We start from the raw sequence: 22,760 nt of genomic DNA, 5'->3' as shown, positions 1-22,760 counted from the left end.
GGCGAAATTGTTAAAGTAATAGTCTTTCCCTGATCAGCGGTCCCACACCATGCGCACCACGCGAGCCATCCACGCTGTCGAGCGCTTGAAAACGCGCAGCGGCAATCCGCAGTTCGCCGCGATCAGCCTTTCCGGCGGCCTCTTCTATCTCGTCGACAAATCGGGCGGCACCGACAAGAAAGTCTCCGATCCGCTCGGGCTTGACGACTTCGTCAAATTTGTCGATGCATACGGTCCGCAGAAACCGCGCAAGGCGAGCAAGCTCGACATTGCGTTCGAAGCCCAGATCAAGAAGAGCAAAGGCGGATGAAGCGTAAAGCCGTGCAGCGACCGCGTGGCTCTACGACTTCTCGATCTCGCGCCATTGCCCGTCTGCAGCACTGCTCGCGAGCACCGCATCGATAAAGCGCAGACCGGCCACGCCGTCCTCCACCGTCGTGAGCAGCAGGCTTTCGGCCGGCAACGCGCGGCCCTCGTCCAACGCTTCGATCTGCAACGCGGCGTCTTTATACAACTGCGCGAATGCTTCGAGATAACCTTCAGGATGACCTGGCGGCACGCGCGTCGCATGAATCGCGCTCGCGCCGCTTACGCGTCCACGCGTCAGGCGTTCGGCCGCCCCGCCGAGCGGTGTGAACCACAGTTCGTTGGGCTGCTCCTGGTCGAACGATATGCCCGCTTTGGTCCCATAAACGCGCAGACGTAAAGCGTTTTCCGCGCCGCTCGCGACCTGGCTCGCCCATAGCATGCCGCGCGCGCCGTTCTCATAACGCAGCATCGCCTGCACATGATCGTCGATGCGGCGCCCCGGCACGAACGTGTGCAACTCGGCGGAAAGCGCGGCAGGCGTCATACCCGTGACGAAAGCGGCAAGGTGATACGCATGCGTGCCGATATCGCCGAGACAGCCCGCCGGGCCCGCTAATGCCGGGTCCGTGCGCCAGCCGGCCTGCTTGTTCAAGCCGCCCGTTTCGATCGGCTCGGCCAGCCAGTCTTGCGCGTATTCGACCTGTACGACGCGTATCTGCCCAAGCTCGCCCGCCTCGACCAACTCGCGCGCGTGACGCACCAGCGGATAGCCGGAGTACGTATGCGTCAGCGCGAAAAGCTTGTTCTTCTGATGCGCGAGTTTGGCGAGCGCTTCGCCTTCGGCAAGCGAAATTGCAAGCGGCTTATCGCACACCACATGAATGCCGGCTTCGAGAAACGCGGTGGCAACCGGCGCATGCAGATGGTTCGGCGTCACTATCGCGACGGCGTCGATACCGTCGTCGCGCGCTGCTTCCGCTCGCGCCATCTCCTGCCAGTCAGCGTAGCTACGCGCAATGCCCGCCTCGGCGGCGCTTGCTCGCGCGCGTTCGGGATCGGACGACAATGCGCCGGCGACGAGTTCGAAACGATCGTCGAGGCGCGCCGCGATCCGATGCACCGCGCCGATGAACGCGCCCTGTCCACCGCCGACCATGCCCAATCTGAGTCTTCTGGATGGCATCTTGTCCGCTCCTTTGCCTACCGCTGGCTCACTGTTGAAATCAGCGCCCTCAGATGCCGAGCACCCGCTTTAACTGCGCTGCATCGACGCCGCTGCCCGCGAAATCGTCGAATGCATGCTCGGCCACGCGAATGATGTGCTCGCGGATGAACTCCGCGCCTTCGCGCGCGCCGTCATGTGGATGCTTGAGCGCGCATTCCCATTCGAGCACTGCCCAGCCCGGGAAATCGTATTGCGCCATTTTGGAAAAGATCGCGCGAAAATCGATCTGGCCGTCGCCGAGCGAGCGGAAGCGCCCCGCGCGCTCCACCCAGCCGCTATAACCTCCGTACACGCCTTGCCTGCCGTTCGGCCGGAACTCCGCGTCCTTCACATGAAACGCCTTGATGCGCTCGTGATAGATGTCGATGAACGCGAGGTAGTCGAGTTGCTGCAGAACGAAATGGCTCGGGTCGTAGAGGATATTCGCGCGAGGATGCTGGTTTACTCCATTCAGGAAGCGCTCGAAGGTCACGCCGTCGTGCAGATCCTCGCCGGGATGAAGTTCGTAGCACACGTCCACACCCGCTGCTTCGAACGCATCCAGAATCGGCGTCCAGCGGCGCGCGAGTTCGTCGAACGCGGCCTCGATCAAACCGGTTGGACGCTGCGGCCACGGGTACACATACGGCCACGCAAGCGCGCCGGAGAACGACACGTGCGTGGTCAGCCCCAGGCGCTGCGACGCCTTCGCCGCCAGCTTCAACTGCTCGATGGCCCACTGCGTTCGCGCTGCCGGGTCGCCACGCACATGCGGCGCGGCGAAACCGTCGAATAATGCATCGTAAGCGGGGTGCACGGCCACGAGCTGCCCTTGCAGATGCGTCGACAGCTCGGTAATCGTGACGCCAGCGTTATCGACCGTCTCGCGCAGTTCGTCGCAGTACGCCTGACTCGACGCTGCCTGTTCGAGATCGATCAGGCGCGCATCGCACGGCACCTGAATGCCCTTGAAGCCGAGCCCCGCAGCCCAGCCAGCCAGATGCGCGAGGTTGTCGAACGGCACTTCGTCGCCCATGAACTGAGCGAGAAAAATCGCCGGACCTTTGATGGTTCTCATCGTATGGTTCCTTTAGCGGGGCACGCTGTCTGCCTACGCGCCCCGCTGCCAATAGACGGTGCAAAGGCTCAGAACGGCGAGTCCGGGAAATAGAACTGCTGCGCGTTCTCCTTCGTGATCAGCACCGACGGAATGATCGTGGTGGCCGGCAGCTTCTCGCCCTTCAGGCGGGCTTCGGCGGTGAGCTTGATTGCGTCGTAGATGAATTTCGGCGAGTACGACACGTCCGCCTGGATGCGTGGCGCGCCGTCCATCACATTCTTCACCATGCCTTTCGAACCCGCGCCGCCGAAAACGATCTTGACGTCGCTGCGCTTCGCCTGGTCGATCGCCTTGAGCACGCCGACCGCCATGTCGTCGTCGGCGGCCCAGACGGCGTCGATGTGCTTGAAGCGCGTCAGATAGTCCTGCATGACCTTGAACGCGTCGTCGCGATTCCAGTTCGCGTATTTCGCGTCGAGAATCTTGATGTTCGGATAGCCCTTCAGCACGCCGGTGAACGCGGTCCAGCGTTCGTTGTCGAGCGTCGTCGGAATGCCGCGCAGCGCGACGATGTCGCCTTTGCCGTCGAGCGCTTTAGCCAGATATTCGGCGGGAATCCTGCCGAACGCGGTGTTGTCGCCGGCCACGTAGGCGTCCTGCGCGCTGGTGTCCGTCAAGCCGCGATCCACCACGGTCACATACACGCCCTTCTTTTTCACCTGCGCGACCGGCTGCGTGAGCGAAGCCGATTCGAACGGGAAAATCACAAGCGCATTGATCTTGTTCACCGTAACCAGATCCTGCAACTGGTTTGCCTGTTCTGGCGCTCCGGCCGCTGTCTTCACGATGACTTTCAGATTCGGATGTTCTTTCTCGAGGTCGGCCTTCGCCTTGTTCGCCCACCAGACGATGCCGCCCGTGAAGCCGTGGTCGGCTGTCGGAATCGCGACGCCCAGCGTGACCTTGTCATCGGCTCGTGCAGCGCCCGCGGTGCCCAGTATCCCCAACGCCAGCATGCCGGCGCCGATCGCTCGAATGACCTGCTTCATGGTTGTGTCTCCAATTTGTGCTGTTGTGAGGCGTTCGTGCGCCCCTGCCATTGTGTCGCTTTGCAGCGCTACACCTACCGCCGTCCACGTTGAACGAACGCGACGAAGATAATCACCACGCCCTGCACCGCCGCGTTCAGATACACGCTGATGATGCTGGTCAAATTCAGAATATTGGCAATGACCGACAGCAGAATTGCGCCGATGACCGTGCCGATCACGCGCCCTTCTCCGCCCTTGAGCGCGGTGCCGCCCACCACCACCGAAGCAATCGCTTCGAGTTCCCATAGCAGACCGGTGGTCGGCGTCGCAGAGCCGAGGCGCGGCACATACAGCACGGTGGCCACGCCAACGCAGATACCGAGCAGCACATACGTGACGATCTTCACGGTATCGACACGTATGGCCGCATAACGCGCGACCTGTTCATTCGATCCGATCGCCTGCACATGACGTCCGAACGCAGTGCGATTCAGAATCAGCGCGCCGCCCGCCGCCGTCACGAGAAATACCCAGATCGGCACGGGCACACCGAACAGACTTGCGTAATAAACGGGACCATAAAGATCGGATAACGAATTATCCAGCGTCAGCGCGCCGCCGTCGGCGAGCCATGTCAGCACCGCGCGAAAAATGCCCAGCGTGCCGAGCGTGACGATGAACGGCTCGATGCGTCCCTTGGTGATCAGCAGCCCGTGCGCGCAGCCGAAAAGTCCGCCCAGCACGAACGCGAATGCGATGCCAAGCGTCACGATGACGAGCGGCGCGAACGTGTGCCCGCCTACGCCCGCTGCAAGCCCGTTCATCAGCCAGATCATGCTGCCCGCGATCAGCGCCGCCATCGAGCCGACCGACAGATCGATGCCGCCCGAGATGATCACGAACGTCATGCCCACCGCGATGATGCCGATGAACGACGTGCGCGTCAGCACGTTCATCATGTTGTCGAGCGTCGCGAAATCGCGATTCAACGCCGTGCCGACGATACACAGCGCGACCAGACCGACGAGCGGTCCAAGCGCATACAGTCGATGCGCGAAGCGCAACGCGCGGCCGGATTGGACGGCTTCAGTGGGTGCCGGTCGCATGGGCGATCAACTCCTCTTCGGTCAGATGGTCGAGCGTCAGCGTGGCTTGCAGGCGTCCCGCGCGCATGACGGCGACGCGATGGCACAAGCCGATCAGCTCGATCAGTTCGGATGAAATGACGATCACCGCGCGGCCCTGCGCGGCGAGACGATGAATCAGGAAATAAATGTCGCGTTTTGCGCCGACGTCGACGCCGCGCGTCGGCTCGTCGAGCACGATGACGTCCGGCTCCGGCTGTAGAAACTTGGCGAGCGCGAGCTTCTGCTGGTTGCCGCCGGAGAGCATGCGCGCGCGGCTCGACAGGTCGCCCGTGCGTATGCCGAATTCGCTCACTGCGCTCTTCAATGCGTCGCGGCCCGCTTTCATGTCGAGCAGCGGATGCGCGTAACGTTCGAGCGTCATAAGCGTCACGTTGTCCTGCAGGCTCAGGTTCACGTGCAGGCCCTTGCCTTTGCGGTCTTCGCTGAGATACGTGAGGCCGTGGCGCATTGCTTCGCGTGGACTTTTCAGATCGACGGGACGCCCCGCGATTTCGATGCGTCCAGCCGTGCGCTTGCGCAAACCGATGATCGCTTCGAATGCTTCCGTGCGTCCCGCGCCAACCAGTCCGGCGAATCCCAGCACTTCACCGGCTCGCACGTCGAAGCTCAGATCGTCGACCCATTCCGGCACGGCGAGCCCTTGCACTTTCAGCGCGACCGGCGCGGCGGCGGATACCGTGATCTTCTCGGGGAACATGTCTGACACGTCGCGGCCGACCATCAGGTTGGCCATCTGCTGCCGCGCGAGCGCCGCGGTTTCATTGCGCGCGACGAAGCGGCCGTCACGCATCACGATGACTTCGTCGGTAATGCGCTCGACTTCATCGAGCTTGTGCGAGATGTAAACGATGGTCACGCCATCGGCCTTCAACTTTGCCATCAGCGTGAAGAGACGCTCGGTTTCGGACGGCGTGAGCGTTGCCGTCGGCTCGTCCATGATGAGCAGGCGGGCGCGGCGCGACAGCGCTTTCGCGATTTCCACCATCTGCTTTTCCGCGACGATCAGTTCGCGCACCTTCGTGTCCGGAGCCTTGTCCAGTCCGACCTGAGCGAGGTAACGCGCGGCGTCGGCGCGCATCGCTGCATCGTCGACGAACCAGCCGCGCCGCTTCTCGTGGCCGAGATACATGTTTTGCGCGATCGTCAGATGCTCGGCCAGATTGAATTCCTGATGAATCAGCACGATGCCTTGCGCCTCGGCGTCGCGCGAACCGGCAAAGTGTTGCGCATGACCGTCCACCAGCAACGTGCCCGACGTTGCGGTTTCATAGCCGGCGAGAATTTTCATCAGCGTGGACTTGCCCGCGCCGTTCTCCCCGAGCAAACCGTAGATGCGCCCCGGCGCGAGATCGAAGCTCACGCCATGCAGCACGCGAACCGGGCCGAAGTCTTTGCGGATGTCGTCGAAGCGGATAGCGAGGCTCATGAGTCACGTGCTCCCGCGAATCACGAGCCGGTGCGGCAGCAGCACACCCGGCACGTTGGCGAGCGGATTGGCGAGCCGCTGCAGCAGAAGGCGCGCGGCGGTTTCGCCCAGTTCGCGCATGGGCTGCGCGATCGTGGTGAGCGGCGGATCGATTTGTGCGGCGATAGAGATGTCGTCGAATCCGACCACGGCGACATCGTCGGGTACGCGCTTGCCGACGCTTCGCAAGCCGTGAAGCACGCCCGTCGCGAGCGTGTCGGACACGGCGAAGATCGCAGTAGGCGCGTCGGGCGGCAGCATCAGCGTTGCCGCCGCCGACGCACCCGCCTCGTAGTCGAGGCTGTTCAGGTTCATGCGCCAGCCATCGAGCGGCGTGATGCCGGCGTCGGTCAGCGCATCCAGATAGCCTTGCTGACGCTGCCGCGCGTACAGATAGTCGATGTCGGAATTGATGAGGCCGATGCGCCGATGTCCGCGAGACAGAAGGTGCCGCACGGCGTCGCCCGCGGCCCGGTAGTTGTCGATACCCACATACGGCACGCCCACCGCCGGATCGAACTCGCAGCACGCCACCCACGGCAACGCGCCGGATGCATCGCTTTGTGCCTGCTGGATCGTCGCCGGGTCGAGACAGATCGCGCCGTCGGCGCGGCGGCGGCGCAGCAGGTCGAAGTAGCCGCGCTCGCGGCCGGCGTCCGCGCCCGTGTCGCAGAGCAGCATGAAGTAACCGTGCTGGCGCGCAACGCTGTCGATGCCGCGGACGATCTCGGCGTAGAACGGATTGCCGAAGTCGGGGACCATGGTGAGCAACAGGCGGCTTTCGGCGGTGCGCAGATTGCGCGCGAGCTCGTTGACGCGGTAGCCGCTCGCGTCGACGGCGGCGAGCACCTTGTCGCGAGTCGCGGGGCGCACGTTCTCGTGGGCATTCAGCACGCGTGACACAGTCGCCACCGACACTCCCGCCTGCCTCGCCACGCCCGCGATAGAGAGCCCTTCCGCCGAGCGCGACGCCCGCGAAAGCGGTTGCGGCCGCGACTCGTCGCCGGTTGCGGACACCGCTGCGGGCTTCGCTTTTGATGTCGATCTGGACAAGGCAGCGGCTTCCGGAAATGTAATCGATTACATTTTTTAGCGAACGAGTGTCGAAGTGCAAGGCCGGATTGCTAGGGATTTACACGGGGGCATCGGCGAAAAGCGAGGCGGCGACGAACACACGAGCTCCGCGACGAATGCGCGAACCCGGGCGGCGCCTGCGAAAGCCCGCTCGGCGCGATGCCCGCCTCGGCCCCGGACTGCCGGCACCATTTGGTACAATCCCGCAGTTACCCTGCCGCGGCTTGCGCATCGAGTGTTAGTGCGAACGTCAGCGGGCTCTCCGCCGAAGCCGCCGCGCAGTGGGAAAATCGCAAAACTCGCCAAACCAGAACCGCCAAACCCACCATGAACATCGAGCAAGCGCGTTTCAACATGATCGAACAGCAGATCCGCCCCTGGGAAGTGCTCGACCAGGACGTGCTGAATCTGCTGTCGATCGTCAAGCGTGAAAACTTCGTCCCCGCCGCGTACCGCGATCTGGCTTTCGCCGACTTCGAAGTGCCGCTGCCGGCCGGTCAGCACATGCTGGCGCCGCGCGTCGAGGCGCGCACGCTGCAGGAACTGGCGGTGAAGAAACATGAGAGCGTGCTGGAAATCGGCGCCGGTTCCGGTTACATGGCGGCGCTGCTCGCGCACCGCGCGCAACACGTGCTGACAGTCGATATCGAACCGGAACTCGCGGAACTGGCAAAGAACAACCTGATCGCGAATGGCGTGCTGAATGCCGAAGTCGCGACCGGCGACGCCGCGCGCGGCTGGGCCGCCGCTGCTCCGTACGACGTGATCTGCGTGTCGGGCGGACTGCCCGTGCTGCCGCAGGAAATTCTCGAACACCTGAAGATCGGCGGCCGTCTGGCGGCGTTTGTCGGCACCGCGCCGGTCATGAAGGCGCAGATCATCACGCGCATCGACGAAAAGCAGTACCGCGTTGCCGACGTGTTCGAAACCTACGTCGAACCGCTCGTCAACGCGGTGCAGCCGCCGCGCTTCAAGTTCTGATTCGCGTGTTTTTCACGGACGGCCGGCGCGCCGCCGTCCTCTGAACGGAAGTCTCGCTGATGCAAAACCTGACCGCTCCCGCACTCGCCGAATGGCTCGCCGACACGTCGCGCCCCGCACCCGTGCTGCTCGACGTGCGCGAGCCGTGGGAAATCCAGACGGCGTCGATGGCCGGCATCGTGTCGATTCCCATGCGTGAAATTCCCGCGCGCAGCGAAGAACTCGACGACGACGCGCAGATCGTCTGCATCTGCCACCACGGCGCACGCAGCGCGCAGGTCGCGATGTTCCTCGAATCGCGCGGCCACGCGAACGTCTTCAATCTGCAAGGCGGGATCGACGCATGGTCGCGCCAAGTCGACCCGTCGGTTCCCACTTACTGAGCCCACGGGCAATGAAGCGTCAGCGCGCGCCGCTCCTGGCGTCTGCTCTGGCGCTTGCTTGCGCGCTTGTCTGCGTGTTGCACGCGCCGCTCGCGCAAGCAGTCGATCTCTCCCAACTCTACGACGAAGCACTGTCCAACGACGCGCCTCTTCAAAGCGCGCGTGCCGCGCTCGCCGCCAATAGCGAGGAACTGCCGCTCGCACGCGCGAAGCTGCTGCCGCAAGTCTCGGCGTCGCTCAATGGCAGCCGTCAGAGCACGGACTTCGGCGGTGGCTTTCCGGCGTCGTATGGCAACACCTACGGCTATGTGGTCTCGCTTACGCAGCCACTCATTCATGTGGACAGCTGGTACGGCTATGCGCAGGGCAAACTCGCGGTCGCGTCCGCGCAGGCCTCGTTCGCGCAGGCGCGCCAGGATCTGATCGTGCGCCTTGGCGAGGCGTACTTCGACGCGCTCGCCGCGCAAGACAGCGTTGCCATCGCGCGGTCGCAGAAGGCGTCGATCGCGCAACAACTCGAATCGGCAAAGCGTTCATTCGAAGTGGGCAACACGACGATCACCGACACGAACGAAGCGCAGGCCAAATACGATCAGGCGGTCTCGCAGGAAATCGCCGCGCAGAACGATCTCGCCGTCAAGCTGGCGGCGTTGCAGCAGATCGTCGGGCATCCGGTCGAGCATATCGACGGTCTCGCGGCCGGTGCACCGCTGCCGCCGCCCGTGCCCGCGGACATCAACCAATGGGTCGATGCGGCGAGCGACGCGAACTATCAGGTCGTACTCAGACAGATCGCGCTCGATAACGCGCAGCGCGAAACGTCGAAGGCGAAAGCCGGCCATCTGCCGACTGTCGATCTGGTTGCGAGCCGCTCGCATAGCAGCCTGGGTGCGGCGGGAGCCGGCAACTTCGGCGGGAATTTCGGCGGCGGCTTCGGCAGCGGCGCGAATACGCCTTCGCCCGGCACGCCTGCGCTGGCAGCTGAACTCGGCAACCTGGGCTCCTCGTACACGAACAGCACGATCGGCGTGCAGGTCACGATTCCGCTTTTCGCAGGCGGCGCCACGCAAAGCCGCGTTCGCCAGACGCTCGCACTCGAAGACCAGGCTGCCGCCGATCTCGACACTGCCCGGCGCAACGCGGCGCTCTCCGCGCGCCAGGCGTTTCTCGGTGTGGTCAGCGGGCTCGCGCAAGTGCGTGCGTTGCAGACTGCCGAGCGCTCCGCGCGCACGTCGCTCGAATCGAATCTGCTTGGCTATCAGGTCGGCGTGCGCATCAACATCGACGTGCTGAACGCGCAAGACCAACTCTTCTCCGCACGGCGTGACCTGGCAAAGGCGCGTTACGACACGCTGATCAATAGTCTCAAGCTGAAGGCCGCCACTGCGAACCTCACCGATCAGGACGTCTTGCAGCTGAGCTCGCTGCTATCTCCCGTCGACGATGGCGCATTGACCGCGCTGCCACAAGCGCCCACAGTGCCGCATCCGGGCGCCGCGGCGAAGGGCGCGGCGGGCAAGCTCGGGCGGCGGGGGTTGTCCGGTACGGCCACAACGCAATAGCCGCTGCTGCAGTTCAAAGCCGGGCTGATCCGCGGACTGATCCGTTCACCCCGCATATAAATCTATCGCGCTCTCGCGGCGATCTTCCACGCATCTTCCTGCAGAACGGGACCCAACTGTGCGGCCTCACTCTCGCATTTGTCCTCGCGTGCGGCCGCTTTGAACCCTCTCCCATCTTTCTGAATGTCATCGGGGCTTAACTTGAGTTACTCAAGATCCGTTCCCATTCGATCTCTTACAACCGACATCAGGAAGCCTATGTTGTTCCAACCACCCGCACGCCGCCCGCTATCGACTTTCGTTGCTTTATGCACCCTGCTAGCGCTGGGCGCGTGCGGCAGCAGTGACGACCTCCAGAGCAGTGCGGCCGTCGCGCCCGCCCCGCCGGCGGATCCTGGATTTGTGGACAGTGCGTCCATTCCTCCCGTGCCGGCATTCGTCGACAATGCCGCTTCCAATCAAAGAAACGACGCGCACTTCGCGACCCTCGATACGAATGCCGGCGTACGTGTGGTCGCGCGCTTCCTCGACCTGTGGCAGCCGTCGACGATGATTGTCGACGCGGGAGCGTCCGCTCCTGCAGTCGACGGTTTCCCCGCCGTGGTTGCCTCCACATGCTCAGGTCTCATCAACTCAGGCACAGCGTGCGGCACGGTCCTCAATGCGGCCGTGTTGAATCAGAACACGCAGTTCGTCGTCAACGAGACGGTCTCGCGCACCCAGGCGCAAGCGGATGCAGCGTATTTCGACGACCGCCGCAACAAGGGATACAGCGTGACAGACGGTATGGGACCGTTGACCGGCGCATGGCTCGGCCTCACGCAGCAGACCACCACCATCACGTCGATTCCGGCGAACGCGACCACCACGCTGTACAACGACGCAGGCAACAACACGGGCGTTGGCCGTCCGGCCAACGCCGCGTTCGGCACCGTGGTCGACTTTGTCAACGCAATGAGCACGAACGGTTCGACAGAACCGGCGAAGCGCTTCTACAAATACGCGAGGCCGTACCGCTGGAGCAGTTCGGTGGTGGTCGTGCCGACACTCGTGCCGGCCGAAAGCACGACGCCCGCCACCGATGGCGGCTTCATCAGCGGCCATACGGCGGAGGCAATGCGCGACTCGATGGCCATGGCTTACGTGGTCCCGCAGCGCTTTCAGGAAATGATGAGTCGTGCGATGGAACTCGGCGAAAACCGTATCGTCGCAGGCATGCATTCGCCGCTCGACGTGACAGGTGGACGTATGCAGGGCCTGGCGGTTGTGGCTGCCAATCTGTATAACCCGGCCAACGCGTCTTTGAAGGCCACCGCCTACGCGCAGGCCCAAAGCGCTTTGATGGCGCAAACCAGCACGACGAACAGCACGTTCAACACGTTCGCGCATTCGGGCACGACCGCGACGGACCGTTTCGCCGACTACACGGCCAACCGGTCGAACTATTTGCGCCGCATGACATTCGGCTTCGCGCAAATCGAAGCGACCGATGCAGCGCCGGTGGTTCCGAAGGGTGCAGAACTGCTGCTGGAAACCCGCTTTCCGTACCTCAGCGCGGATCAACGCCGCGTCGTGCTGAAGACGACAGAACTTCCGTCCGGGTATCCCGTCATGGACGATGCCGAGGGCTGGGGCCGCCTGAACATGTTCGCAGCCGCGGACGGCTACGGCGCGTTCAACGGCAATGTGATCGTGTCGATGGACGCGACACAAGGCGGCTTCAACGCGCTCGACACCTGGCGCAACCCGATCTCGGGCACGGGCAAGCTCACCTTGCAGGGAACCGGCACGCTGAGACTGGCCGGAGCCAACACCTACTCGGGTGGCTCGCAGATTGCAGGCGGCACGCTCGAAGCCGACTCGGCGTCCGCGCTCGGAACAGGTGACGTGTATCTAGGTGCGGGCTCGCTGGTCGTCAATGCGCCCGGTGTGGTTTCGGTCGTCGGCAAATTCACGCAGCTTGCAAATACGACGCTGGAGCTCAATCTCGGCGCCAATGGACAAGGCTCGATGAAGGTCGGCGCTCAGACCACGGTTCTCGGCGGAACGCTGCATGTGAAGTTCGTCGACGGCTTCAAACCCAAGGCGGGCGATACGATCACTGTGATCAGCGGCAATGGTTCGAACGTGAAGTTCTCCGCTGTTTCCGTTGATGGCTTCAAAGCCACGCCGGTCTACTCATCAACCGGCGTTCAGGTTCATCTCGATTCGTAACTGAGGCGGCAAGGCTCCCCGCCTTCGCTACATCGGCAGCGAGTCCGCTCCACGCGGACTCGCTGCCTTGCATTTACCCCTGAATGAACGCCAGCAGATCAGCGTTGAGCACATCTGCGTTCAACGTCAACATGCCGTGTGGGAAGCCCGGATACGTCTTCAATGTTCCGTTCTGCAACAGCTTGATCGACTTCAGCGCCGCATCGGCAAACGGCACGATCTGGTCGTCTTCGCCGTGCAGCACGAGAGTCGGCACGCTGATCGCGCGAAGGTCTTCGGTCTGGTCCGTTTCCGAGAAAGCCTTGATGCCTTCGTAGTGCGCCTTGGCGCTGCCCATCATGCCCTGACGCCACCAGTTCTGGATCACGCCCTGATGGACCGTCGCGCCCGGACGATTGAAGCCGTAGAACGGCCCCGCCGGAACGTCGACGAAGAACTGCGCGCGGTTGTCGGCAAGCGCCTTGCGAAAGCCGTCGAAGACTTCGAGCGGCAGACCTTCCGGGTTTGCTTCGGTCTTGAGCATCAGCGGCGGCACGGCGCTCACCAGCACCGCCTTCGCGACGCGGCCAGCCGGTTCGCCGTGCCTCGCCACATAACGAGCCACCTCGCCGCCGCCAGTCGAATGGCCGATATGTACCGCATTGCGCAGATCGAGCGCTTCGACCACCGCGAACGCGTCGGCGGCGTAGTGGTCCATGTCGTGTCCGTCGGAGACTTGCGACGAGCGGCCGTGGCCGCGCCGGTCGTGAGCGATCACGCGGAAGCCCTTCTGAACGAAGAACAGCATCTGCGTATCCCAGTCGTCGGAAGACAACGGCCAGCCGTGATGGAACACGATCGGCTGCGCGTCCTTCGGACCCCAGTCTTTGTAGAAAATTTCGACATTGTCCTTCGTTGTCACGTACGGCATGGTCGTTTCTCCTGTTTCACGTTTTGGGCAATAGCAGACTGGATGATCCGGCGCGAGTGTTACGAAAGCCACCATGGTGGCAACAAACTGCAGAGCGAATCTGGCAACGCGCTGAAAGGAGAATACTGACACGCGCCGCGTTATGGAAGCGCGATGAAAAGAACTGATCGTTGCGCCGCTGCCATCAATCGCCTCTTGGCACGCTCACTCTCGTCGCAATTTATTGCGCCGCTTCGTCCACCCGATTGAGAAATTTCGCAGGGTTTCCCGAATACCAGACAGGCACCATGCTCGGTCCATTTCGGGAGCCGTGTGATGAGACTCATGAAGATAGCGATGCTGGCCGCAACCGTGTTGCCGTTGGCGTCGTATGCCGCACTCGGCGGCCCGCCGGTCACGGGAGCGTCCATGCCGCTCATGCTGCGCGCCGCCACGCCGCAGTCCGCTCCGGCGTCCGCAAGCAGCCAGCCGGCCGGCGGGCTCGTTAGCGCGGCGCCCTACTCGGTGCGTCAGTCGATCGACGCGAACGGCGTCACGATCCGCGAATACGTGTTGAGCGCCAACGTCGTGTTCGCCGTGACCTGGGACGGCCCGGTGCGCCCGAACATGCGCGCACTGCTCGGCAGCTACTTCGCGAATTACGTTGCGTCCGGACAAAGCGGCGTGCGCGGCTCCGGTCCTCTGATCGAAGGCAACGACGACTTCCGCATCGAATCCGCGGGCCGCCTTGGGCGCTTCTTCGGCAGGGCCTGGGTGCCGCGTCTGATGCCCGCGGGCGTGCGTCCGGGCGATCTCGAATAACAGCCATGCGCTTCCCGGGAAAACACATGAATAGATTGAAAAAGACGCTGTCGCTCGCGGCGGTCATCGGCGTTCTGGCGCTTGCCGCCTGCGGCGGCGGGGGCGGCGGGAGTGCCGGCTCCGGCACTCAGGGCAATAATTCGGCCGGCTGGAACGCCACACCGCAATGGACACCGCACGGGTCCGGCGCCTCCGGCGGTTCGGGGAACTCGTCGCCGCCCGCTACAGGCGACAACACGGTTACGATCCGTGTCGACAATACGATGGGCGGCGTCAACCTGCTCAAGGCGTCGATCAGGCTATGCGTGCCGGGCACCCAGAACGCGCCGCAATGCGTGACCGTCGACAACATGCTGGTCGACACCGGCTCCACCGGCGTGCGGATCGCAGCGCGCGCCATTCCCACACTGGCCACGCTGCTGCTCACGCAAGTCGGCGCAGTCGACGACATAAGCGGCTCAGCCCCCATTGTCGAATGCATGCCGTTCGCCTCCGGCTATACGTGGGGCTCGGTCAAACGCGCCGACATTACGATCGGCAGCAAGACAGCGAGCAACCTTCCAGTCCAGGTGTACGCGGACAACGCATTCGCCGCCCCCGACGACTGCACGAACTACGGTGCCGACCTGGGCGGCGGCGCCTTCGCTGGCATTAACGGTATTCTCGGCGTCGACAGTTTCGCTACAGACTCAGCCGACGCGGTCACTACCGCGATTCCTGGCAATTACTACTACTGCCCGTCGCAGAACTCGTGCATTAGCACACGCATGCTAGCCGGCAAGGAAGTGAAGAACCCCGTGGCCGCATTCGCCACGGACAACAACGGCACGATCATCCGCCTGCCCGCTGTGCCGGTCGGCGGCCAGACGAGCGTCACGGGGCAACTGGTGTTCGGCATCGGTACGCAGCAGAACAACGCGTTGCCGCCGAGCGCGACCGTGCTCGCCATCGACAAATACGGCGCTTTCACGACGCAGTATCGCGGCAAAGTTTTTACCCGCAGCGTGATCGACAGCGGCACTAATGCATACGCCTTCCCCGACGACACCATCGCGACGAGTGCGGACGGCTGGTACACGCCTGCCACGCCGCTGAATATGAGCGCAACAATGGAGGCCACCAACGGCACAGGCAAGCCGCTCGATATGCCGTTCTCCATTGCTGATACGAGCAACCTGCGGTTGTCCGGCTACTACGCTCTCAGCAACGCCGGCGTGAACTTCGCGTACAGCGGAAAAAACAGCATGTTCCTGTGGGGGCTGCCGTTTTTCTATGGCCGGGACGTCTACACAGTAATGGGGAACGCGAACGTCGGTAACCAGAGCGGACCGTTCGTCGCGTTCTAGCGTACTGACGCAAAACACGCGCAATGCATGAGGCCGGCGCGGCACGCGCTGGCCTCATGCAAACGCCTGATGCAAGACCTGATGCAACCCCTACGGCGAACTCCTAAAGTCAGCGCATAAAGCGATCGCCCGAAGCTTCAATCCGTCTCCCTCAAGACCTCGGCCACCGTCGCAAAAATCTCGTCGATCTGAGCCTCTTCAATAATGAGCGGCGGCGAGAACGCGAGAATGTCGCCGGTATAGCGTGTCAATACACCCTTTTGGAAACATCGCACGAAGACGTCGTAAGCGCGTGTGCCTGGCGCGCCGTCGCGCGGCGCAAGCTCGACGCCGCCCACCAGCCCGAGATTGCGAACGTCGATCACATGCCGTTCACCACGCAGCTTATGAATCGCGCGCTCGAATAGCGGGGCCATACGCGCGGCCTGATCGAACAACTGCTCGCGCTCGTAGAGGTCGATCGTCGCGCATGCCGCCGCAGCCGCAATCGGATGTCCCGAGTACGTATAGCCATGAAACAGCTCGATGCCGCCTGGCGCGCCGTTCACGATCGAGTCGTGAATCTGGCCGCTTGCGGCCACCGCGCCCATCGGAGCGGCCGCGTTGTTGGTGCCCTTCGCCATCGTCAGCAGGTCGGGCGTGACGCCGAAGTACTGCGCGGCGAACGGCGCGCCGAGGCGGCCCCAACCGGTGATGACTTCGTCGAAGATCAGCAGAATGCCGTGCTTGTCGCAAATCTCGCGCAACCGTTGAAGATAACCTTGCGGCGGAATCAGCACGCCTGTCGATCCGGCCACCGGCTCGACGATCACCGCCGCAACCGTCGACGCATCGTGCAGCGCGACGATCCGCTCGAGTTCGTCGGCGAGATGCGCGCCCCACGCCGGTTGGCCCTTCGAATAAGCGGCCTCTTTGATGTTCAGCGTATGCGGCAAATGATCGATCGACGGCAGCAGCGCGCCCGAAAACGCCTTGCGGTTGGGCGCAATGCCGCCCACGGAAATACCGCCGAAGCCGACGCCGTGATAGCCGCGCTCGCGTCCAATGAAGCGGGTGCGTTGTCCTTCGCCGCGGGAGCGGTGATAGGCAAGCGCGATCTTCAGCGCGGTGTCGACCGCTTCCGAGCCGGAATTCACGAAGAAGATGTGCTTCAGATCCCCCGGCGTGTGTCGCGCGATTTTCGTCGCGGCCTCGAATGCTTTCGGGTGGCCCATCTGGAACGTGGGCGCGAAATCCATCTCAGCAGCCTGAGCCTGCACGGCGGCCACGATTTCATCGCGGCAGTGCCCTGCGTTCACGCACCACAGGCCCGCGGTGCCGTCGAGAATGCGCCGCCCATCATGCGATGTGTAGTACATGCCCTTCGCGCTCGCGAGCAGACGCGGCGCGCTCTTGAACTGGCGATTGGCGGTGAAGGGCATCCAGAACGCGGACATATCGGGTTGATTGGCGCCGGCGGATTCAGTCATCTCATATCTCCATGCAGAACTGTCGACGGGAATTAGCGCTTCAGCGCTTAGTCCCGTCCCATGCAAAGGCCAGTAAGCGGTCTTTCAGTGTAGGCACAACACAGCGCATGCACAAAGCAGCGGCGCATGTGCACCGCCAAAGCCCGCTGGCCGATCGTCACGCTTCGTCGCGGCGCGGCGCGCACCTGAACGAGGCGCATCGAAGCCATGTGCACCAGATTCGTACGCCAAGCCGCATAAGCCAGCTCGCGTGGAGGCGCGCCGCAGCGCGCGAAGCCGCAGAGCGCTGCGCATTCCTCACATGGCATGTGCCTTGCAGTACACGAGCGGCAAGTCATGCGGGGCAAGCCCCGTGGCTGAAATCGACGCCCATAAACATTCATCATCAATGGCAAGGGGATATACATGAAACGTCGCAGTCTGTTGAAGTTCGGCTCCATGTCCGGCGCGCTCGCGCTTGCAGGTCGCGCGCCGTTCGCGCACGCACAGTCCGCGAGCGGCCCGATCAAGGTGGGCATCCTGCATTCCCTGTCCGGCACGATGGCGATCTCCGAGACATCGCTGAAAGACACCGCGCTGATGACGATCGCTGACATCAACAAGAACGGCGGCGTGATGGGCCGTCAGCTTCAGCCGGTGGTGGTGGACCCCGCTTCGAACTGGCCGCTCTTCGCCGAAAAAGCGCGTCAATTGATCACGCAGGAAAAGTGCGCGGTGGTGTTCGGCTGCTGGACGTCGGTGTCGCGCAAGTCGGTGCTGCCGGTGTTCGAAGAGCTCAACGGCCTGCTCTTCTACCCGGTCCAGTACGAAGGCGAAGAGATGTCGCGCAACGTGTTTTACACGGGCGCCGCGCCGAACCAGCAGGCGATCCCTGCAACCGAATATCTGATGAGCGCGGAAGGCGGCGGCGCGAAGCGCTTCTTCCTGCTCGGCACCGACTACGTGTATCCGCGCACGACCAACAAGATCCTGCGCGCGTTCCTGAAGTCGAAGGGCGTGCAGGAGGCCGACATCCAGGAGGTCTATACGCCGTTCGGCCACAGCGACTACCAGACCATCGTCGCGAACATCAAGACCTTCTCGCAAGGCGGCAAGACGGCTGTGATCTCGACGGTGAACGGCGACTCCAACGTGCCGTTCTATAAGGAACTCGGCAACCAGGGGCTGAAGGCTTCCGATGTGCCGGTCGTCGCGTTCTCGGTCGGCGAGGAAGAACTGCGCGGCATCGACACGAAGCCGCTGGTGGGCAACCTCGCGGCATGGAACTACTTCATGTCCGTGCGCAACCCGGCCAACGAGAAATTCAAGAAACAATGGGCCGCGTGGGTCAAGGAGAACAATCTGCCTGGCGGTACCAAGCGCGTGACGAACGACCCGATGGAAGCGACTTTCGTCGGCATCCACATGTGGAAGCAGGCTGTCGAAAAGGCGAAGAGCACCGAAGTCGACAAGGTACGCGTGGCGATGATCGGCCAGCAGTTCGCAGCGCCGTCGGGCTTCACGCTCGAAATGGACGGCAACCACCATCTGCACAAGCCGGTGATGATCGGCGAAGTGCGCGCAGACGGTCAGTTCAACGTAGTGTGGCGCACCAAGACCGCGGTTCGCGCGCAGCCGTGGAGCCCGTTCATCGCAGGCAATGCAGGCAAGCCGGATGTGGTCAGCTCGATCCCGGCGTTTCTGAAGCGCTCGCGGGTCGCTTAACGGCACCGCGTATGACGGCGGCTCGAGTGGCCGCCGTCATGTGTCGAGGCGAACTCGGGCGAACTCGGGCGAATTCCAGGTGAACTCCCGGCGACCGTTACCGTGTTCCGGCACGCGCAGTGGGTTCGCCGCGAATCCGGCATGCGCAGCAATCGCAATCGAAACTCACGCGCGCCTGGCGAGCGATCACGGCCGTAATGCTTGCGACCCGTTCCGCTCGACACTGCCCCATGCGATTCGGCGGCTGAACGTAGCCGTGCAGCGTGCGGCACAACACCGGCCCGCATTCAACCGGTGCGATGCGAGCTTTGCAAAGCGCGTCGCCGGTCATTCTTCAAAGGCCATCATGGCGTTTTCATTCCTCACTTTTGCACAGCGGTTCGCGCGACGCAGCGTCAACAGCACCGCTTTTGCGTTGCTCACGTTGGTTGCGTTGGGCTCGCTGACGCCGCATGCCGCGTTCGCGTTGACCGCGGCCGATGTCGCGCCGCTCGCCGCCGACGACTTCGACGCGAAGTCCGCAGCCATCGACAAACTCATCGCCAATCACGACAAGGAGTCGGTCGCGGTGCTGAAGGCGTTGTCCGAAGACGGCGTGCTCGCCACCGACTCAGGCGCCGTGCTGCTGCAGGACGGCGACGCGACGCGCGATGCCGTCACCGGCAAGACCGTCGCCGCAAGCGACGCACAACCCGTCACGTTGAATAATCTGCTGCGCTCGAAAGTGGCGGGCGCTCTCTCGGGCTTACAGCTCGACTCGCCCGATAAAGCGACGCGCGAGCAAGCCATCAACGCGCTGCTGAAAAACCCTGACCCGTCGATCAAGCCGCTCGTCGACACGGCCCGCGCAAAAGAAACCGACCCGGCTCTGAAGAAGCGCCTCGACACGCTGTGGGCAATGACCGCGCTGCATGACGCCGACGCGGCTAAACGTCTCGAAGCAGTGAACCTCGTCGCCGCGCGGCACGACCTCGACATGAACGAACTGCTGCGACCGCTCGTCGCGAAAAAGCCCGACGGCACATTCGCGGAAGCCGACGCTCGCGTGCGGGCCGCGGCGCAAAGCGGTATCGACGAACTCGACGCAATCCAGCGCCGCGGCGAAATCGCCGGCACGCTGTTCGCGGGTCTGTCGCTCGGCAGCGTGCTGCTGCTCGCTGCACTCGGGCTCGCCATCACGTATGGCCTGATCGGCGTCATCAACATGGCGCACGGCGAATTCCTCATGATCGGCGCCTACGCCACGTATGTCGTGCAGAACCTCTTTCAGCGCTTCGCGCCGGGCGGGTTCGACTGGTATCCGCTCGTCGCGGTGCCCGCGTCGTTCGTTGCGGCGGCACTGGTCGGCATCGTGATCGAGCGGCTCGTGCTCAAGCATCTGTATGGCCGTCCGCTCGAAACGCTGCTGACCACCTTCGGCATCAGCCTGATCCTGATTCAGGCGACGCGGATGCTGTTCGGCGCGCAGAACGTGCAGGTCGTCAATCCTTCGTGGATGAGCGGCGGCGTGACCGTCATGGCGAACCTGATCCTGCCGTACAACCGGCTCGCGATTCTCGCGTTTTCGCTGATCGTCGTCGGCATTGCATGGGCCGTGTTGACGAAGACGCGCCTCGGACTCTTCGTGCGCGCCGTCACTCAAAACCGCCGCATGGCCGCATGCGTCGGCGTGAAGACCGCACGGGTCGACTCGTATGCGTTCGCGTTCGGCGCGGGCATCGCGGGACTCGGCGGCTGCGCGTTATCGCAGATCGGCAATGTCGGGCCCGACCTCGGGCAAAGCTACATCATCGATTCGTTCATGGCAGTCGTGCTCGGTGGCGTGGGTCAACTGGCGGGCACGGTGATCGGCGGCTTCGGGCTCGGACTCGTGAGCAAGGCGATCGAGCCGTTCTGGGGCGCCGTGCTCGCGAAGATCGCGGTGCTCGTGCTGATCGTGCTGTTCATCCAGAAGCGTCCGCAGGGCATGTTCGCCCTCAAGGGCCGTAGCGCGGAGGCATGAGATGACATCTGCAACTTCTTCTTCGGCCGCGTCGGCTCATGTGGGTGCAACGGATGGCAACCCGGCCGGCAACTCAGCTGACCGCGTCGCGCAGTCGGGCTTTGCCCTCGGCTTGCCGCCGCGTCCCGCGCTGCTGTCGCGCCGTGCATGGCTTGCGCTGATCGCGCTGATCGCCGTGTTCGGCCTCGGCGTGCCGTTCGCTACGCTGGTGGTGCCGGAAGCGAGTCCGCTGCATCTGTCCGCTTACGCGACGACCATCACCGGCAAGTTCATGTGCTACGCGATCGCGGCGCTCGCACTCGATCTGGTGTGGGGTTACTGCGGCATTCTGAGTCTCGGACACGCGCTCTTCTTCGCACTGGGCGGCTACGCGATCGGCATGTACCTGATGCGCGCAATCGGCCACGACGGCAAGTACGGCAGCGATCTGCCCGACTTCATGGTGTTCCTCGACTGGCATCAACTGCCGTGGTATTGGCAAGGCACGCAGCATCTCGGCTATGCGCTCCTGCTCGTGGTGCTGGTGCCGGCAGTGGTGGCATGGGTGTTCGGCTTCTTCACGTTCCGCTCGCGAGTGAAGGGCGTCTATCTGTCGATCATCACGCAGGCGATGACGTTCGCTGCCATGCTGCTCTTCTACCGCAATGAGACGGGCTTTGGCGGCAATAACGGCTTCACCGATTTCAAGCGCATCGGCGGCTTTCCAATCACGCATGCCGGTACGCGCACTGCCCTGCTGCTGATCACGTTTGCGGTGCTGATCGTCGCGTTCCTCGGCGCGCGGGCCATCGTCACCTCGAAGCTCGGCCGCGTCGTGACCGCCGTGCGCGACGGCGAAACGCGCCTGATGTTCCTCGGCTACAGCCCGCTCGCGTACAAACTCTTCGTATGGACCGTGTCCGCCGTGTTGTGCGGCATTGCCGGCGCGTTGTACGTGCCACAGGTCGGCATCATCAATCCGGGTGAGATGTCGCCTGGCAATTCGATCGAAATGGCCATCTGGGTGGCCGTCGGTGGACGCGGCACGTTGATTGGGCCGATTGTCGGCGCGTTTGCAGTGAACGGCGCGAAGAGCTTCTTCACGGCAAACTTTCCTGAATACTGGCTGTTCTTCCTCGGTCTGATTTTCGTGCTGGTCCCGCTGTTTCTGCCGAACGGCATCATGGGACTGGTCGAACTCGTGACGCGCAAGAGGAACCGCTCATGAACGAAAACCCGATGGTTCCCGACCTGGCTTTGCCCGAACATCCTTCTGAACACGCGTTGAGCGGCGTCGCGAGCATGGGGCACGTTGTCGTTCCCGGCGAGATCGACGTTTCCCACGGCACGATCCTGTATCTCGAAGACGTGACCGTGAGCTTCGACGGCTTTCGTGCGTTGAATGCGCTGACACTTTCTATCGACGCGGGCGAATTGCGCTGCATCATCGGACCGAACGGCGCGGGCAAGACGACGATGATGGATGTGATCACCGGCAAGACCTCGCCTGATTCCGGCAAGGTATTTCTCGGCCAGTCGATCGACCTCACGCGGATGAACGAGCCGTCCATCGCGCGTGCCGGCATTGGACGCAAGTTCCAGAAGCCGACGGTTTTCGAGCAGCATCCGGTGTGGGAAAACCTCGAACTCGCAATGAAGACCGACAAGGGATGGCTTGCGTCGCTGCGGGCGCGGCTAGATCGCGAAGCGCAAGCACGCATCGAAGAAACGCTCGTCCTGATCGGTCTGGAATCCGAGGCGCGGCGTCTTGCCGGCGAACTCTCGCACGGACAGAAGCAGCGGCTCGAAATCGGCATGTTGCTGATGCAGCAACCGGCGCTGCTGCTACTCGACGAACCTGCCGCGGGCATGACCGACGACGAGACGATGCAGCTGGCAGACCTGCTCAACCATCTGCGAGGCACGTGCTCGATGATGGTCGTCGAACACGACATGGAGTTCGTGAAATCTCTATCGGGCGATACCGGCAAGGTCACGGTGATGGCCGAAGGGCGCGTGCTCGCGCACGGCACGCTCGACGAAGTGAAACGCGACGAGACGGTGATCGAGTCGTATCTTGGCCGCTGAGCGGACAGGCCAGTCAAAGGGTCGAACGGA

At 63.2% G+C, this 22,760-nt stretch carries 19 protein-coding genes; 11 read left to right on the top strand and 8 right to left on the bottom strand.

Annotated features, from left to right (window positions below; genetic code table 11):
- The first annotated feature begins 49 nt into the window (after positions 1–49).
- The gene (locus H281_RS0100570) at positions 50–310 is read left to right on the top strand and encodes a hypothetical protein (RefSeq protein ID WP_020065140.1); all 261 of its coding nucleotides are present in this window, start codon (positions 50–52) and stop codon (positions 308–310) included.
- A gap of 30 nt (positions 311–340) precedes the next feature.
- Here H281_RS0100570 and H281_RS0100565 read toward each other — a convergent pair whose 3' ends face one another.
- The 6 genes from H281_RS0100565 to H281_RS0100540 all read right to left on the bottom strand — a co-directional run bounded on the left by H281_RS0100565 (position 341) and on the right by H281_RS0100540 (position 7,270).
- Entirely contained in the window at positions 341–1,492 is a 1,152-nt protein-coding gene (locus tag H281_RS0100565) for a Gfo/Idh/MocA family protein (RefSeq protein ID WP_027804173.1), read from the bottom strand.
- A 49-nt stretch (positions 1,493–1,541) separates the two neighbouring features.
- The gene (locus H281_RS0100560) at positions 1,542–2,591 is read right to left on the bottom strand and encodes a sugar phosphate isomerase/epimerase family protein (protein WP_020065138.1); all 1,050 of its coding nucleotides are present in this window, start codon (positions 2,589–2,591) and stop codon (positions 1,542–1,544) included.
- 68 nt (positions 2,592–2,659) lie between these two features.
- Positions 2,660–3,622 (bottom strand): substrate-binding domain-containing protein, encoded by a 963-nt coding sequence (locus H281_RS0100555; RefSeq protein WP_020065137.1) that lies wholly within the window; start codon positions 3,620–3,622, stop codon positions 2,660–2,662.
- A gap of 74 nt (positions 3,623–3,696) precedes the next feature.
- Complete coding sequence (locus H281_RS0100550) at positions 3,697–4,710, bottom strand: ABC transporter permease (RefSeq protein ID WP_020065136.1); 1,014 nt, start codon at positions 4,708–4,710, stop codon at positions 3,697–3,699.
- A complete protein-coding gene (locus H281_RS0100545; protein WP_020065135.1) occupies positions 4,691–6,178 on the bottom strand; it encodes a sugar ABC transporter ATP-binding protein in 1,488 nt (495 codons plus the stop codon). The genes H281_RS0100550 and H281_RS0100545 overlap by 20 nt, the downstream gene beginning before the upstream one ends.
- A gap of 3 nt (positions 6,179–6,181) precedes the next feature.
- Positions 6,182–7,270: a LacI family DNA-binding transcriptional regulator gene (locus tag H281_RS0100540; protein WP_027804172.1), complete on the bottom strand. Its 1,089-nt coding sequence runs from the start codon at positions 7,268–7,270 to the stop codon at positions 6,182–6,184.
- A 348-nt stretch (positions 7,271–7,618) separates the two neighbouring features.
- Here H281_RS0100540 and H281_RS0100535 point away from each other — a divergent pair, with 348 nt between their 5' ends.
- From H281_RS0100535 to H281_RS0100520, 4 genes are all read left to right on the top strand, one after another.
- Complete coding sequence (locus H281_RS0100535; RefSeq protein WP_020065132.1) at positions 7,619–8,272, top strand: protein-L-isoaspartate O-methyltransferase family protein; 654 nt, start codon at positions 7,619–7,621, stop codon at positions 8,270–8,272.
- 59 nt (positions 8,273–8,331) lie between these two features.
- Positions 8,332–8,655, top strand: a complete 324-nt coding sequence (locus tag H281_RS0100530; RefSeq protein WP_020065131.1) for a rhodanese-like domain-containing protein — start codon at positions 8,332–8,334, stop codon at positions 8,653–8,655.
- Between the two features lie 11 nt (positions 8,656–8,666).
- Positions 8,667–10,217 (top strand): TolC family outer membrane protein, encoded by a 1,551-nt coding sequence (locus tag H281_RS0100525; RefSeq protein ID WP_020065130.1) that lies wholly within the window; start codon positions 8,667–8,669, stop codon positions 10,215–10,217.
- A gap of 258 nt (positions 10,218–10,475) precedes the next feature.
- On the top strand, positions 10,476–12,431 hold the full coding sequence (locus H281_RS0100520; RefSeq protein ID WP_027804171.1) for an acid phosphatase: 1,956 nt from the start codon (positions 10,476–10,478) through the stop codon (positions 12,429–12,431).
- A 73-nt stretch (positions 12,432–12,504) separates the two neighbouring features.
- On the opposite strand, the gene H281_RS0100515 is transcribed toward H281_RS0100520, so the two are convergent.
- On the bottom strand, positions 12,505–13,341 hold the full coding sequence (locus H281_RS0100515; protein ID WP_020065128.1) for an alpha/beta fold hydrolase: 837 nt from the start codon (positions 13,339–13,341) through the stop codon (positions 12,505–12,507).
- 315 nt (positions 13,342–13,656) lie between these two features.
- On the opposite strand from H281_RS0100515, the gene H281_RS0100505 reads away from it, so the two are divergent.
- On the top strand, positions 13,657–14,142 hold the full coding sequence (locus tag H281_RS0100505; RefSeq protein ID WP_027804170.1) for a DUF2844 domain-containing protein: 486 nt from the start codon (positions 13,657–13,659) through the stop codon (positions 14,140–14,142).
- 26 nt (positions 14,143–14,168) lie between these two features.
- Positions 14,169–15,488 carry a DUF3443 family protein gene (locus tag H281_RS0100500; RefSeq protein ID WP_020065126.1) on the top strand — a complete coding sequence of 440 codons (1,320 nt, stop codon included), beginning with the start codon at positions 14,169–14,171 and terminating at the stop codon, positions 15,486–15,488.
- 137 nt (positions 15,489–15,625) lie between these two features.
- Here H281_RS0100500 and H281_RS0100495 read toward each other — a convergent pair whose 3' ends face one another.
- Positions 15,626–16,957: an aspartate aminotransferase family protein gene (locus tag H281_RS0100495; protein WP_020065125.1), complete on the bottom strand. Its 1,332-nt coding sequence runs from the start codon at positions 16,955–16,957 to the stop codon at positions 15,626–15,628.
- Positions 16,958–17,362: 405 nt separating this feature from the next.
- Here H281_RS0100495 and urtA point away from each other — a divergent pair, with 405 nt between their 5' ends.
- The 4 genes from urtA to urtD all read left to right on the top strand — a co-directional run bounded on the left by urtA (position 17,363) and on the right by urtD (position 22,730).
- Positions 17,363–18,661, top strand: a complete 1,299-nt coding sequence (gene urtA, locus H281_RS0100485) for an urea ABC transporter substrate-binding protein (protein ID WP_020065123.1) — start codon at positions 17,363–17,365, stop codon at positions 18,659–18,661.
- A gap of 346 nt (positions 18,662–19,007) precedes the next feature.
- On the top strand, positions 19,008–20,663 hold the full coding sequence (urtB, locus tag H281_RS0100475; protein ID WP_051120881.1) for an urea ABC transporter permease subunit UrtB: 1,656 nt from the start codon (positions 19,008–19,010) through the stop codon (positions 20,661–20,663).
- Between the two features lies 1 nt (position 20,664).
- Complete coding sequence (gene urtC, locus H281_RS0100470) at positions 20,665–21,870, top strand: urea ABC transporter permease subunit UrtC (RefSeq protein WP_020065121.1); 1,206 nt, start codon at positions 20,665–20,667, stop codon at positions 21,868–21,870.
- Entirely contained in the window at positions 21,867–22,730 is an 864-nt protein-coding gene (urtD, locus tag H281_RS0100465; protein WP_020065120.1) for an urea ABC transporter ATP-binding protein UrtD, read from the top strand. Before urtC ends, urtD begins: the two co-directional genes overlap by 4 nt.
- The last annotated feature ends 30 nt before the right edge of the window (positions 22,731–22,760 follow it).

The sequence above is a fragment of the Paraburkholderia caledonica genome (assembly GCF_000383275.1).
Lineage (GTDB): Bacteria > Pseudomonadota > Gammaproteobacteria > Burkholderiales > Burkholderiaceae > Paraburkholderia > Paraburkholderia caledonica.
Note: the sequence above shows the minus strand (reverse complement) of the source record. Positions and strands in the feature narration are given on the sequence as shown.